The sequence below is a fragment of the Bacillus sp. OxB-1 genome (genome assembly GCF_000829195.1).
Lineage (GTDB): Bacteria > Bacillota > Bacilli > Bacillales_A > Planococcaceae > Sporosarcina.
Map to the genome: position 1 here is coordinate 718104 of NZ_AP013294.1, position 14488 is coordinate 732591.

The window sequence follows — 14488 nt, forward strand, 5'->3', positions numbered from 1 at the left end:
ACAAAACGAAGAAAAGCCCGTCCGTTTCCGACGAGCTTTTCTTCCATATTACGAGATTACTTAAGTTCGATTGTTGCTCCAACTTCTTCAAGTTTTGTTTTGATTTCTTCAGCTTCTTCTTTAGAAGCGCCTTCTTTGATTGGTTTTGGAGCGTTATCAACGACTTCTTTCGCTTCTTTCAAGCCAAGGCCTGTGATTTCACGAACCGCTTTGATAACTTTGATTTTTTCTTGTCCTGCAGCAGCAAGGATTACGTCGAATTCAGTTTGCTCAGCAGCAGCTTCGCCACCAGCAGCGCCGCCTGCCATTGCAACTGGAGCAGCAGCTGTTACGCCGAACTCTTCTTCGATTGCTTTTACAAGGTCGTTCAATTCAAGAACTGTCATTTCTTTGATCGCGTCAAGGATTTGTTGATTAGTCATTTGTGTTTCCTCCTAAAATTGTTTTGTGTCAGGCAATGGCCTGGGTTATCCGTTCAGGCGGCTTTCTTACGCGCCTTGCTCTTCTTTCTGGTCTGCAACTGCTTTTGTTGCAAGCGCGAAGTTGCGCATTGGAGCTTGAAGTACGCTGAGTAGCATGGAAAGTAGACCTTCGCGGGATGGAAGTTCTGCCAATGCTTTGACATCTGCCTCTGTAGCGATTGTCCCTTCGATTACACCAGCTTTGATTTCAAGCTTTTCGTTTTTCTTTGCGAAATCATTCAAGATTTTCGCAGGGGCTACTACATCTTCCGTTGAGAATGCGATCGCATTCGGCCCTGTCAGATGTTCGTTCAACCCTTCCAGTCCTGCAGCTTCAGCAGCACGGCGCGCCATTGAGTTTTTGTAAACTTTGAAGTCAACGCCTGCTTCACGAAGCTGTTTACGCAGTTCTGTAACTTGGCTGACGTTAAGACCACGGTAGTCTACGACAACGACAGACGCCGATGCTTTCAACTTATCCGAAATTTCTCCAACAACAGCTTGTTTAGCTTCTAACACCTTGCTCATCTGGACACCTCCTAAAAAGTTTGGGGTCACTTATACCGATATGAAAAAGCCCCCGGTCTACGGAAGTAGACACGAGGGCAGAAAAGTCGTCATCTTTAAAATTAAAGAGCGTCTTGTCCTCGGCAGGATCATTAAGCGGCAAGCCGCCCCTGCTGTCTACGGTACAAATGGATATGAATCACATAACGAGAGTTATTTTATCAACTTCCGTCTCGCATGTCAATACTTAATCCAAATTCAGTCCATTGAATATAGATTATTTGATATCGACGCTGGAAGGATCGATTTTAACAGCAGGACCCATAGTAGTCGTGATGTTGACGGACTTCATGTAAGTTCCTTTTGCTGCAGCCGGCTTCGCTTTTTGGATCGTTTCGAAAACAGTATTGAAGTTGCCTTCTAATTTCTCGTTATCGAATGAAGCTTTACCGATCGGTGCATGGATGATTCCTGCTTTGTCAGCACGGTATTCCACTTTACCTGCTTTGATCTCTTCAACCGCTTTTGCAACATCAAATGTTACAGTGCCTGTTTTCGGGTTCGGCATAAGGCCTTTCGGTCCAAGAACACGACCGATTTTACCGACTTCACCCATCATGTCAGGTGTTGCAACGATTACGTCGAAGTCAAACCAACCTTGTTGGATTTTATTGATATATTCAGCATCGCCTGCATAGTCTGCACCAGCAGCTTCCGCTTCTTTAAGTTTATCGCCTTTAGCGAAAACGAGTACACGTTGTGTTTTACCAGTACCGTGCGGAAGCACGACTGCTCCACGGATTTGCTGGTCGTTTTTACGAGTGTCGATTCCAAGACGGAATGCCACTTCCACTGTTGCGTCAAAATTGACTGTGCTTGTCTTTTTCGCAAGCTCAATCGCTTCTTTCAAGTCGTACGCTTTTGTACGGTCCACGAGCTTCGCAGCTTCTGTGAACTTCTTACCACGTTTAGCCATTTGATTTTTTCCTCCTTGTTTGTGGTCTTAACGGATTAAACCTCCCACGAATAAGGGTTGCGTGTTCCAAGGAACGAGCGCAACCCCCTACCAAAGAAATCGCATTGTAGAATCGGTATCAGTCTTCGATCGCGATTCCCATACTGCGAGCAGTACCTTCAACCATTGCCATCGCCGCTTCAACTGACGCTGCATTCAAGTCCTGCATTTTTGTTTCTGCAATTTCGCGAACCTTGTCGCGTTTTACAGTAGCAACCTTCTTTTTGTTCGGCTCACCCGAACCTTTTTGAAGATTAGCTGCAACCTTCAGCAATACTGCTGCCGGTGGAGTTTTTGTAATGAATGTGAATGAACGGTCCTCGAATACGGAAATTTCAACAGGGATGATAAGACCTGCTTGATCCGCCGTACGCGCATTAAATTCTTTACAGAATCCCATGATATTCACACCCGCTTGACCTAGCGCCGGTCCAACTGGTGGTGCCGGATTCGCTTTCCCAGCAGGGATTTGCAATTTAACAACTTTGATCACTTTTTTAGCCACGAGACACACCTCCTTAAGTCCGTGATGTGGTAATTGGGTTGCCCCTCCCACTCAATATGTGCCTGCCGGCTTCCGCCGGTAGAATTGGTTAATCCGTCCAGACTATCAGATTACAGTCTGACCTTTGAAATGATACCACTATTACACAATCCATGCAAGTGGTAATCAATTATAATTTTTCGATCTGATCAAAGTCCAATTCCATTTTCGTTTCACGGCCGAACATGTCGACGGAAACTTTCACTTTTCCTTTGTCCATGTCGAGTTCTTCCACTTTCCCTTGGAAGTGCGCAAATGGCCCATCCAACACTTGCACCATTTCGCCAAGCTCGAAATCGACTTCGGTCTTTTTGTCTTTGACCCCCATTTGCTTGAGGATGAAATCGACCTCTTCCGGAAGCAGCGGCGTCGGCTTTGCGCCCCCGCCCGAGGATCCGATGAACCCTGTTACGCCAGGCGTGTTCCGGACAACATACCAGGAGTCGTCCGTCATGATGATTTCCACAAGGACGTAACCCGGGAACGTCTTCTTCATGACGGTCCGTTTTTTTCCGTCTTTGAAATCCGTTTCCTCTTCTTCCGGAACGATGACGCGGAAGATCTTATCTTGCATTCCCATCGTCTCCACACGCTTTTCCAGGTTGGCCTTCACTTTATTCTCATAACCTGAGTACGTATGAACGACGTACCAATTTTTCTCCATCTCCATAAACGCGGACTGCTCGCCCGTCCCTCCTTTACTAGAAAAGCGTAAGGCATCGTTTAGCTCCGACAGGCGCTGGAGGCCTTGAAGCAAAAGGCGTTTTTCGCCTTTTGAATCAAGGTCGAAGCGACCCGAGGGGCTGGTGCCTGAAGCTAGACACTAAAAGTTCGCAGTCTAAGTTCGCCGCGTCGTGCGGCAACGACTGCATGACCTACATCCTGTAGGCCCAAGCGTAAAGCATCAAATTCCCGGACAAATGAAAAAACCCGTTCATACACAGACGGGATATTTTTCAAAGGGATTATTCGTGCCACTGAATTTAGATAGCGACATACCATTCCATGATCCGTGAAATACCGAGGTCAATGAGCCCGAAGTACACTGCCATGAAAATGACGGTGAAAATGACAACAATCGTATAGCGCGTCAAATCTCTGCGTTTCGGCCAGCTGACCTTTCTCATTTCCGAGACGACGTTTTTGAAAAAACCCGTTAACTTGCCCATTATACTGTAACCCTCCGAGTAAAGATGTATTGCCTGTCAACCGAGCGGACTCTCATGCGGTCTGCTTGTGTACGGTATGTTGATTGCAATGTTTGCAGAATTTCTTGATCGTCAAGCGCTCCGTCGGCCGATTGTTCTGAGCAGGGACGGAATAGTTACGTGACCCACATTGATCGCAACTCAAACTGATTTTCTTCATAATTCCTCATCCTACAACATTCTATGTTCCTCATCCTACAGCATCTATTCGATAAACGGACTTTGTAAATCCGCTAGTCTCCACGCCAATCAAGTTTACCTATTTTCCCTATGGTCATGCTAAAGAGTACCACCTAACGGAGATAGTGTCAATACAATGGAGCCCCGGCGGCTATTGCAACGCACCGACCTGCATATAGCGTTCGAGCTTCCGTTTGATCCGCTGCAGCGCATTATCGACAGATTTGACTTGGCGGTTCAATCCATCGGAAATCTCCTGATAGGATTGCCCTTCCAAATAAAGAGCCAGCACCTGCTTTTCTAGGCCGCTCAGCACTTTGTTCATCTCTTCCTCCATCCGAAGGAAATCCTCTTTATGGATCATCAGGTCTTCCGGGTCGTCGAGCACAGGCCCTGCAATAACATCCAGCAAAGTCCGATCCGACTCCTCATCGAAAACCGGCCGATCCAAAGAAACAGACGTATTCAACGGGATGTGCTTTTGCCGGGTTGCGGTCTTGATGGCCGTGATGATTTGTCTCGTAATGCACAACTCCGCAAATGCCTTGAACGAACTTAATCTGTCCTCCTTGAAATCTCGGATCGCCTTGTAAAGTCCGATCATCCCTTCCTGAATGATGTCTTCCCGATCTCCACCCATGAGAAAGTATGAGCGCGCTTTCAATCTGACAAATGGTTGATATTTTGTAATTAGAAAATCTAGCGCCTCTGCATTTCCTTCATGGATGATCGTAATGATCTCCGCATCGGAAAGGCCGGTGAAATCCCACATATCACCTTTGACGTATGCTTTCTCCACCAACTGATCACCCCGGTTCATTGTAGCTATTTTAACAAGTATACCGTAAGGAAAATTTTACAGTCAACCGTTCATTCAATTCCACGCCGCCATTTTTCGAATATTTCCGCCACTTCATCCGACAAGGGAATCTTTGAAATCGGGCGTTTCTCTTGAATATCCTTCACCTTGGAAGAAATATCTTTTTGTATTTTTTCCATCTCAATTTCTAACTCGCGCGCCGATTTCCGAAGAGCTCCTTGCGCGAAGATGACCCACTGCTCGGTTAAATCGGAGGTGGCTACATGGAGTTGGACACGACGACCACTCAATTCCGAGACAAGTTTTTCAATCCGTTCATCCGCCGTTTCGTTCTCCCTCGTAAACACGACTTCCACTTCATACTGCCGTTTCCGTTTTTCGATGCCCGGGACGAGGTGGGCATCAAAGACGATGATGACCCGCCAGCCCGTATGCCCTTTATATTCTGCCATCAGTTCGATCAAACGGTCCCGCGCATCGGCAAGCCGTTCTTTTTTGATGCGGCGGAGTTCTTTCCATGCACCGATGATGTTATACCCGTCCACCAGCAGGATATCGTTTTTCATTTCCGCGATGGTAGTGGCCGGCGTTTCCGCAATACTTCATACATCAACACGGAAGCGGCCACTGAAGCGTTCAGCGATGTTACATGCCCGATCATCGGTAGCTGGTAAAGAAAATCGCACTTTTCCCTTAAAATCCGGGACATCCCTTTCCCTTCACTGCCGATAATGACAGCCAAAGGCAGCGTGGCGTCCATCATCCGGTAATCGGCGGAACCGGATGCATCCGTCCCCGCTATCCAGACTCCCCGCTTTTTCAGTTCCTCGACAGTTTGCGACAAATTATTCACCCGCACGACTGGAATATGCTCGATCGCCCCTGTCGACGCTTTTGCCACGACGCCTGTCAGCCCGACGGAACGTCGCTTCGGAATGATGACCCCATGCACTCCCGTCGCGTCGGCGGTGCGCAAAATGGAACCGAGGTTATGGGGATCCTCCAATTCATCGAGAATGAGGAAAAACGGATCTTCTCCCCGCTCCTCAGCCACGCCGAATAAATCTTCCAGCTCCGCGTAGGCATAAGCCGCGACCGAGGCGACGATCCCCTGATGATTGACGTCCAGCATGGCATCCAATTTCTGTTTCGGAACCGCTTGGACGAGGATCCCCGCCTCTTTCGCCAATGCAAGGATTTCTCCAATGCTTTTTTTATTCAAACCTTCTGCAATCCAGATCTTGTTCAATTCCCTGCCCGAGCGCAAAGCCTCAACAACAGGGTTTTTCCCTCCGATCAATTCTGTTTCGGGCGCTGTCATCGCGACCCCTCCTCCTTCGGTTGTTCGACAAATCGGATAGAGGCCTCGATCAGCTCTTCCACCCGTTCCTTCCTGCCAAGCAAATACAGGAAGCCGATCACTGCCTCAAATCCGGAACTGTAGTTGTACGTCACGACATCCGTGTTTTTCGGGACGGAGCCGGATTTCGCATTGCGGCCGCGCCGGAGGACCGCCGCTTCCTCCTCCGACAAAAATCCGGACTGTTCCATGTCCTTGATGACGGCGGCCTGTGATTTCGCCGATACATAGCGCGTCGCTTCCCTATGCAGGACCTGAGGCTTCACTCGGCCGGAACGGAGCAGATGCTCGCGGATCGCCTGCTCATAGACGGCATCTCCCATATAGGCAAGCGCTAAAGCATTCAGCTGTTTGACGTCCTGGTCGCGCAATGTGTACATCGCCGTCATCCCCTTTTCCAACGAGTGCCTTGCGCGGTGTCTTCCAGCAGAATGCCTTTCGCTTTCAATTCATCCCGAATTTCATCCGCCCGGGCGAAGTTGCGTTCACGACGAGCCGCCAGCCGTTCTTCAATCAACGCCTCGATTTCTTCATCGAGCAATTCACTTTCATCGGAGAATGGCAATCCCAATACGCCCATGAATCGCTCGAATGTGACGATGAACCGCTCCAACACTTCAGCCTGTGTATTTTTCTCCAATAAATACAAATTCGCCAGCTTCACCAAGTCAAAAATGGCGGCAATGCCGTTTGCTGTATTGAAATCATCATCCATCGCTGTCTCGAAAGAATGGACGAGTTCATCAATCTTATAGTTCCAGATATCCTTCTGATCGCCGAGATCGGCAGACGTTTTCAGACGGTGCCGCAAATTGTTATAAGCCGTCTGGATCCGCTCCAGGCCGTTCGCCGCACTTTCCACAAGATCTTGCGAGAAGTTGACGGGATGTCTGTAATGGACGGACAATATGAAGAAGCGCAACACTTTCGGATCGATTTGCTTGCGGATATCATGGACCAATACAAAATTACCGAGTGATTTCGACATTTTTTCATTATCGATATTGATATAGCCGTTATGCATCCAGTAGTTAGCGAATGTTTTGCCGGTCATCGCCTCGGATTGCGCGATTTCATTTTCATGATGCGGGAACGTCAGATCTTGCCCCCCCGCATGGATGTCGATCGTGTCGCCCAGATGCTCGCGTGCCATGACGGAACATTCGATATGCCATCCCGGACGCCCGGCACCCCATGGGCTCTCCCATGCGATCTCCCCTTCTTTGGCCGCTTTCCATAAGGCGAAATCGAGATCATTCTCCTTTTTCTCCCCTTGTTCGACACGCGCTCCAACTTTCAATTCGTCGATCGATTGGTGGGACAGCTTGCCATACCCTTCGAAATTGCGGGTCCGGTAATAAACATCCCCCTGCGATTCATAGGCAAACCCTTTCTCGACCAAAACGCCGATGAACTGGATGATATCCTCTATATGCTCAGTGACGCGGGGATGGACATCCGCCTTCCCGCAGCCGAGCGCCCCGACATCTTCAAAATAGGCTTCGATGAACCGATCAGTCAGCTCTCCGACCTCTTCCCCGAGCTCATTTGCCGCTTTGATGATCTTATCGTCCACATCCGTAAAATTCGAAACGTACGTTACGTCATATCCGCGATACTCCAAATAACGGCGGACAGTATCAAATACGATGACAGGCCGCGCATTCCCGATATGGATGTAGTTATACACAGTCGGCCCGCAGACATACATTTTCACCTTTCCCTCTTCAATGGGAATAAAAGGCTCTTTCTTCCGTGTCAGTGTATTATAAATTTGAATACTCACGGCCGCCCCTCCTTCACTTCTTCTTTCTCCAGCTCTGCCAACCGATTTTCCAACCGTTGAATTTCAGACTCCAGACGGCTGCAGACATCCGCGACCGGGTCCGGCAAATTCTGATGATCATGCCGCTCCACTTTCATGCCGTTCATCATGACAACCTTACCCGGAATGCCGACAACCGTCGCATCGGGCGGAACGTCTTTCAAAACGACCGAACCTGCTCCGACCTTGCTTCGTTCTCCGATCGTGATCGATCCGAGCACTTTCGCCCCGGTGGCCACCAATACATTATCGTGGAGCGTCGGGTGACGTTTCCCTTTTTCCTTCCCGGTCCCTCCCAAGGTAACTCCTTGATAAATCGTCACGTCATTGCCAATTTCACAAGTCTCCCCGATGACGATACCCATCCCGTGGTCGATGAAAAAGCGGCGTCCGATCTTGGCACCCGGATGGATCTCGATGCCTGTGAAAAATCGGCTCACTTGCGAAACGACCCGCGCCAGAAACCGGAAATTCCGTTTAAACAGAGCATGCGCTATCCGGTGCGCCCAAATGGCGTGCAATCCCGAATACGTCAACACGACTTCAATCGTGCTGCGCGCTGCCGGATCTTGTTCGAATATACACTGGATATCCTCTTTCATCCTTCCAAACACCTTGTTTCCCTCCTTTTTAATCAAAAGCGCAGACACCGGTTCAAGTACCCGGAGTCGGATATAGACAACAAAAAATGCGCCTCCGCCAAAAAATGACAGAGACGCATTGTATGCGTGGTTCCACTCCGCTTGGAAGGACACTTCACCTTCCCGCTTGAATGCCTGTAACGCTGGCATTGCGTCCGGCCTACTCACATTTCGGCACGGCTCTCAAAGGGGCATTTCGGTATGGCAGGGGCACGGATCACTTTCAGCCGATGATGATCCTCTCTGATGTGCTTGCCATACGTACTTCTCCTTCTCGACGATTTACAAACTCTATATTTCGGCGTACTAAAGGCGTATTAGGTCAAAAGCAATTACCTATCATTTTACATCGCGAACGATGAAAGTCAATATTATTGTTTGGCGTACTTCGAAACGCGGTCCAGCACGTTCTCTTTGCCGATCAATGCAATTGCGGCCGGCAATTCCGGACCATGCGTCTGACCCGTCGTCACCACCCGGATCGGCATGAACAAGTTCTTCCCTTTGTGGCCAGTTTCCTTCTGGACGGCTTTGATAGCATCCTTAATCGATGCAGCATCGAACGTTTCCAGACCTTCCAGCTGCCCTTTGAAGGAGGCCATCACTTCCGGAACCTGTTCACCCGCCAAGACTTCCTGGGATTGTTCATCATATTCAATGTCATCCTTGAAGAACTGGGCGGATAACTCGACAATTTCCGCACCAAAACTAAGCTGTTCATGATACAAGGCAATCAGATCACGGACCCATGCACTTTCCGCTTCCGTCAACTCGCCTTTCACCAGTCCCGCCTCCTGCAAATGCGGCAACGCCAAGTCAACGACTTCGTCCAATGATAGTTTCTTCATGTATTGGTTATTCATCCATGTCAATTTCTGCTTATCGAACATGGACGGGGACTTGGACAATCTGCTTTCATCGAACAGCCTCACGAGTTCATCATGCGTGAAGATTTCCTCCTCACCGCCCGGAGACCAGCCGAGCAGAGCGAAGAAGTTGAACATCGCCTCAGGCAGATACCCGAGATTTTTATATTGGGAGATGAACTGGATGATCGATTCATCCCGTTTCGACAGCTTCTTCCGGTCTTCATTGACAATCAATGTCATATGGCCGTAACGCGGATACTCCCAGCCGAAGACATCGTAGATCATCAATTGCTTCGGTGTGTTCGTCAAATGTTCCTCTCCACGGAAGACGTGGGAGATTCTCATGAAGTGGTCGTCGATGACTACCGCGAAGTTGTAGGTCGGGATGCCATTCGCTTTCACAAGCACCCAGTCCCCGACGTCTTCGGATTCGAATGCAACCGTGCCACGGACGAGATCTTCCACTTTGTACGTCACATTTCCCGGCACTCTCATACGGATCGTATACGGCATGCCCGCCGTTTCCTTCTCTGCCACTTCTTCCGCCGTCAAATTCCGGCATGTGCCAGCATACATCGGAGCCGCGATGCCGGAAGCCTTCTGCTTCTCCCGCTCCGCTTCCAACTCCTCCGTCGTGCAGAAACATTTATACGCATGGCCGCTGTCAAGCATATCCTGCGCATGTTTCGAATAAAGATCGAGTCGTTCCATCTGACGGTATGGCCCGTATGGACCACCGATATCGACGGATTCATCGTATTCGATGCCGAGCCATTTCAAGTTGTCAAGCTGTGACAGTTCACCGGCTTCGATGTTCCGCTCCGTATCGGTATCTTCGATCCGGACGATGAATTTACCGCCATGATGGCGGGCGAATAGATAATTGAAAAGCGCCGTCCGTGCTCCGCCAATATGTAGATGTCCGGTCGGACTCGGTGCATAACGTACGCGTACCTCTGTTGTCATGGATGATCCCATCTCCGTTCTGATTTATTTACTGTGCCATTTTACCACTCGGCCGCCGCCTTTGGAAGATGTCAAGATGTCACGAGCAGGATCGTCGCCATGGAAGCGATTCCCTCTTCCCGTCCCGTGAATCCCAGTTGTTCCGTCGTCGTCGCCTTCACATTCACTTGGGAGATGTCCGCTTCCAATAATTCAGCGACACGCGTCCGGATCTGTTCGATGTACGGGGACATTTTCGGCTTTTGGGCGATGATCGTGCAATCGATATTCCCCAATCGATATCCCTTTTCCTTCACCAATTCCCAAATCTTCTCCAACAACACTGCTGAATCGGCATCTTTGTAGGCCGCATCCGTATCCGGAAAATGCCTGCCGATATCACCTTCTCCAATTGCGCCAAGCGCCGCATCCGTGATTGTATGTAATAGGACATCCGCATCGGAATGGCCTGTCAAACCCTTCTCATGAGGAATCGCGATCCCTCCGATGATCAGCGGCCGCCCTTCCGCAAATTTATGCACATCAAAGCCTTGTCCGATCCTCATCATTCAAATCCTCCTCTAATCTTCGTTTCAATAGGATCTCGCCAAATGCGAGATCTTCCTGGGTCGTCATTTTCACATTATCATACGTACTTTCCACGAGATGGACCGGATGCCCGATCCGCTCCACTAGCATCGATTCATCCGTGCCTAGAAAGCCGTCCACTTCCGCCCGTTGTGCTGCCTCTTGCAACACTTCATAGCGGAAAGCTTGGGGCGTCTGGATGATCCAAAGCGCCTCTCGGTCGACCGTCTTTTCCACTACTCCATCGCGTGCCATCTTCATCGTATCTTTCGCTTTGACGCCTGCGATGGCCGCTCCCTGCGCAGCAGCCGTACGGACAAGCTCCCGGATGACTTCGCGCCGGATGAAAGGCCGAGCCGCGTCATGGACGAGGACGACACCGCCCCCTTCATGCGCGCCGATGCAGGAAGCGACGCTATGTTGCCGCTCCTCGCCTCCATCGACGAACGCTTTCACTTTCGCGATTCCGAACCGATCGAGCATGCCGCGAATCTGTTCATGCTCCTCGGGCTTGATAGCAAGAAGGATGCCCGCACATGCGGGGTCGCTGTCAAATACCCGGAGTGTGTGAATGAGGATCGGCGTCCCGCCGATTTCCAAAAAAAGTTTGTTGAAGCCTGCTCCCATCCGCTTCCCGCTTCCGGCGGCAGGCAACATGACCGTATACTCCACTATCCATCTTCCTCTACTTTATCAATTACGCCTTACTTGCTCCAGTTGGACAAGGGAATTCAAACCTTAGTTCGCTCGGGCCGACTTGCCGTTTTTCGGTTTGGCAAAAATCATGCGCCCTGCCGACGTCTGCAATACGCTCGTCACAACGACGTCTATCGCATTGCCGATATGGTGTTTGCCGTCTTCCACTACAATCATCGTCCCATCATCCAAGTAGGCGACGCCTTGGTTATGCTCCTTGCCGTCCTTGATGATGACGACGTGCATTTCCTCCCCCGGGATGACGACCGGTTTCACTGCATTCGCCAGGTCATTGATATTCAGTACCGAGACGCCATGCAAATCCGCGACTTTATTCAAATTGAAATCATTTGTCACGACATAGCCGCCCATGCGTTTTGCGAGGCGGACGAGTTTCAGGTCCACCTCTGCCACGTCGCTGAAATCTTCATCTGTGATCTGTACATTGGGACCTTCATCCGTTTGCAGCTTTTTCAAGACATCGAGTCCGCGTCTCCCTTTTGTCCGCTTTAATGTATCGGCTGAGTCAGCGATATGCTGCAGTTCTGTCAGGACAAATTGAGGAACGACGAGGATTCCTTCCAAAAAACCGGTCGTCGAAATATCCGCGATGCGTCCGTCAATAATGACGCTGGTGTCCAAAATTTTATAGGGCTTATTTTGTTGCGAAGGTGCCAGAGCGTCTCCACCTTCCGATTCCTTCTTTTTCTGCCCTGCATTCCTGGCCGAATAGATCGCTTGGATGAATTCTTCCCGTTTCTTGAAACCGACTTGAAACCCGAGATAACCGAGCAGGATGGACAACAGAATTGGCGTGATGGATGCGATGACCGGAATTTCGATGTTTCCCAGTCCGAAACTGACGAGAAAGGCCAAACTTAAACCGACGATGAGCCCGATCGTCCCGAAGAGCAAATCGAAAATCGGCGCCTTTAAGAGACGATCTTCCATCCATTTGATGAAATTGACAATCGGTTCGGTTAAAAAGAGATTGACGACGTAAAAAATAGCGGCACCGAGAATAGCGGATACATACGGATTATTGACCATCGGCTTGGAGGTGAATGGAAATAAGGTGAATAAATGCGGTAAAAATAAGACACCAAGCGTCCCGCCGATCAACAGAAGCCCCACTTGCACTACCCTTTTCAACATGTCTACGACCTCCTTTCCTGTATAGCGAAGGATGTCGAAAAAACAATTCTTACATGGAGAAAGCATTTTTCCGACATCCCCGTTGCCTGTCATTATACATGTTTAGCCTTTTTAAAGCTGTTCTGAACATAGGCTGGAGACGAATTTAGCCCTATCTTCATAGACTGCCGATCACCTTCTGAGGTTCCTAGGAAATGCGAGCCAAATTCCCGGAAGCCATGCCCTGGCTGTCTCGCAAGCACTATCCATCTTGTTATCCAAATGCAACCTTCAAAGCTTCGCTAATCGTCTCGACACCGACTACTTGAATACCTTTCGGATAGTCCCATCCACCGAGGTTGGAAGATGGAATGATAGCCCGCTCGAATCCTAGTTTGGCCGCTTCCACAACCCGTTGTTCAATCCGGGATACCCTGCGGACCTCCCCCGTCAAGCCGACTTCGCCAATGAAACAGTCGGATACCCCGACAGCAGCATCTTTATAACTGGAGACGATGCTCATCAATACCGCCAAATCGATGGCCGGTTCATCTAGTTTTACGCCACCGGCCACTTTGATATACGCATCTTGCGCCTGCAACAGCATGCCCATCCGTTTTTCCAGCACCGCCATGAGCAAGGATACCCGGTTTTGATCGATCCCCGTCGCCATCCGCTTCGGATAATTGAAACTGGACGGAGTAACAAGCGCTTGAATTTCCACCAAGATCGGGCGAGTCCCTTCCATGGAGGCGACGACGGTCGAGCCGGCTCCGCCTTGGGATCGTTCCCGCAGAAACAGTTCAGACGGGTTCAGGACCTCTTTCAGACCTGATTGCAACATCTCGAAAATGGCGATTTCATTTGTCGAGCCGAACCGGTTTTTGACGCTGCGCAAAATCCGATATGTGTGATGGCGCTCCCCTTCGAAGTACAAAACGGTGTCCACCATATGCTCCAACAACCGCGGACCTGCGATCTGTCCATCCTTCGTCACGTGACCTACAAGGAAGATGGCAATCCCTTGCGTTTTTGCAATTTTCATCAACTCGGCCGTACATTCCCGGACTTGCGACACGCTTCCCGGAGCGGATGTCACTTCCGGATGATGGACGGTCTGGATCGAGTCCACGATGACGAAGCGCGGCTTGACATCCGAAATCGTTTCATGGATTTGCCCCAAGTCCGTTTCAGCGTAAATATACAGCTCATCCGATGCGACCCCGAGCCGCTCCGCCCGCAGCTTCGTCTGGCGGATCGATTCCTCTCCGGAAATATACAAGACGCGCTGCTTTTTATTTGATAGAAGCGAGGATACTTGCAACAGCAAGGTCGATTTCCCGATGCCCGGGTCGCCCCCGATGAGGATCAATGAACCCGGGACGATGCCTCCGCCCAGCACCCGGTTGAATTCCCCGAGTTCCGTCTCCACCCGCGGTTCTTCCACCGTTTCGACTGCACTGATCGGCATCGCCTTTTGCCGTATATTTTCAGAGTGCTGGAACGCTCCACGCGGTCCTTTTTGGACGATTTCCACTTCTTCATCCATCGTATTCCATTCCCCACAGCCTGGACAGCGCCCCATCCATTTCGGCGACTCGTAACCGCAGGAGCGGCACATGAATTTCGTTTTCCGTTTAGCCATAAAGCTCCCCCAATGAGAAACGGACAGCCCATCCCGGCCGAAAATCGATT

18 protein-coding genes and 2 other annotated features are annotated in these 14488 nt (G+C 50.0%); all 18 genes read right to left on the reverse strand.

What is annotated here, in order from left to right; all coding sequences use genetic code 11:
- Window positions 1–56: 56 nt before the first annotated feature.
- Entirely contained in the window at window positions 57–422 is a 366-nt protein-coding gene (gene rplL / locus OXB_RS03815) for a 50S ribosomal protein L7/L12 (protein WP_041072036.1), read from the reverse strand.
- A 66-nt stretch (window positions 423–488) separates the two neighbouring features.
- A complete protein-coding gene (rplJ, locus tag OXB_RS03820) occupies window positions 489–989 on the reverse strand; it encodes a 50S ribosomal protein L10 (RefSeq protein WP_041072038.1) in 501 nt (166 codons plus the stop codon).
- A gap of 34 nt (window positions 990–1023) precedes the next feature.
- Window positions 1024–1169: a sequence feature (ribosomal protein L10 leader region), on the reverse strand.
- A 76-nt stretch (window positions 1170–1245) separates the two neighbouring features.
- Window positions 1246–1944: a 50S ribosomal protein L1 gene (gene rplA / locus OXB_RS03825; protein WP_041072040.1), complete on the reverse strand. Its 699-nt coding sequence runs from the start codon at window positions 1942–1944 to the stop codon at window positions 1246–1248.
- A 118-nt stretch (window positions 1945–2062) separates the two neighbouring features.
- On the reverse strand, window positions 2063–2488 hold the full coding sequence (rplK, locus tag OXB_RS03830; protein ID WP_041072043.1) for a 50S ribosomal protein L11: 426 nt from the start codon (window positions 2486–2488) through the stop codon (window positions 2063–2065).
- Between the two features lie 169 nt (window positions 2489–2657).
- Window positions 2658–3191: a transcription termination/antitermination protein NusG gene (gene nusG / locus OXB_RS03835; protein WP_041076249.1), complete on the reverse strand. Its 534-nt coding sequence runs from the start codon at window positions 3189–3191 to the stop codon at window positions 2658–2660.
- 319 nt (window positions 3192–3510) lie between these two features.
- Window positions 3511–3696: a preprotein translocase subunit SecE gene (gene secE, locus OXB_RS03840; protein WP_041072045.1), complete on the reverse strand. Its 186-nt coding sequence runs from the start codon at window positions 3694–3696 to the stop codon at window positions 3511–3513.
- Window positions 3697–3748: 52 nt separating this feature from the next.
- Window positions 3749–3895, reverse strand: a complete 147-nt coding sequence (rpmG, locus tag OXB_RS18345; protein ID WP_084212380.1) for a 50S ribosomal protein L33 — start codon at window positions 3893–3895, stop codon at window positions 3749–3751.
- 171 nt (window positions 3896–4066) lie between these two features.
- Complete coding sequence (gene sigH / locus OXB_RS03845; RefSeq protein WP_269447826.1) at window positions 4067–4714, reverse strand: RNA polymerase sporulation sigma factor SigH; 648 nt, start codon at window positions 4712–4714, stop codon at window positions 4067–4069.
- 71 nt (window positions 4715–4785) lie between these two features.
- On the reverse strand, window positions 4786–5301 hold the full coding sequence (locus OXB_RS03850; RefSeq protein WP_041072047.1) for an NYN domain-containing protein: 516 nt from the start codon (window positions 5299–5301) through the stop codon (window positions 4786–4788).
- Window positions 5298–6056: a 23S rRNA (guanosine(2251)-2'-O)-methyltransferase RlmB gene (rlmB, locus tag OXB_RS03855; protein WP_041072048.1), complete on the reverse strand. Its 759-nt coding sequence runs from the start codon at window positions 6054–6056 to the stop codon at window positions 5298–5300. The genes OXB_RS03850 and rlmB overlap by 4 nt, the downstream gene beginning before the upstream one ends.
- Window positions 6053–6475 (reverse strand): Mini-ribonuclease 3, encoded by a 423-nt coding sequence (locus OXB_RS03860; RefSeq protein WP_041072049.1) that lies wholly within the window; start codon window positions 6473–6475, stop codon window positions 6053–6055. Before OXB_RS03860 ends, rlmB begins: the two co-directional genes overlap by 4 nt.
- Before the next feature lie 5 nt (window positions 6476–6480).
- Entirely contained in the window at window positions 6481–7881 is a 1401-nt protein-coding gene (gene cysS, locus OXB_RS03865) for a cysteine--tRNA ligase (protein ID WP_041072051.1), read from the reverse strand.
- Window positions 7878–8534: a serine O-acetyltransferase gene (gene cysE, locus OXB_RS03870; RefSeq protein ID WP_041076253.1), complete on the reverse strand. Its 657-nt coding sequence runs from the start codon at window positions 8532–8534 to the stop codon at window positions 7878–7880. The genes cysS and cysE overlap by 4 nt, the downstream gene beginning before the upstream one ends.
- A gap of 94 nt (window positions 8535–8628) precedes the next feature.
- Window positions 8629–8848: a binding site (T-box leader), on the reverse strand.
- Between the two features lie 84 nt (window positions 8849–8932).
- Window positions 8933–10396, reverse strand: a complete 1464-nt coding sequence (gene gltX / locus OXB_RS03875; RefSeq protein ID WP_041072052.1) for a glutamate--tRNA ligase — start codon at window positions 10394–10396, stop codon at window positions 8933–8935.
- A gap of 71 nt (window positions 10397–10467) precedes the next feature.
- Window positions 10468–10944 (reverse strand): 2-C-methyl-D-erythritol 2,4-cyclodiphosphate synthase, encoded by a 477-nt coding sequence (gene ispF, locus OXB_RS03880; protein ID WP_041072053.1) that lies wholly within the window; start codon window positions 10942–10944, stop codon window positions 10468–10470.
- A complete protein-coding gene (ispD, locus tag OXB_RS03885; RefSeq protein ID WP_041072055.1) occupies window positions 10919–11635 on the reverse strand; it encodes a 2-C-methyl-D-erythritol 4-phosphate cytidylyltransferase in 717 nt (238 codons plus the stop codon). Before ispD ends, ispF begins: the two co-directional genes overlap by 26 nt.
- Window positions 11636–11701: 66 nt before the next feature.
- Entirely contained in the window at window positions 11702–12814 is a 1113-nt protein-coding gene (locus OXB_RS03890; RefSeq protein WP_041072058.1) for a PIN/TRAM domain-containing protein, read from the reverse strand.
- A 253-nt stretch (window positions 12815–13067) separates the two neighbouring features.
- The gene (gene radA, locus OXB_RS03895) at window positions 13068–14438 is read right to left on the reverse strand and encodes a DNA repair protein RadA (protein WP_041072060.1); all 1371 of its coding nucleotides are present in this window, start codon (window positions 14436–14438) and stop codon (window positions 13068–13070) included.
- Window positions 14439–14488 lie beyond the last annotated feature (50 nt).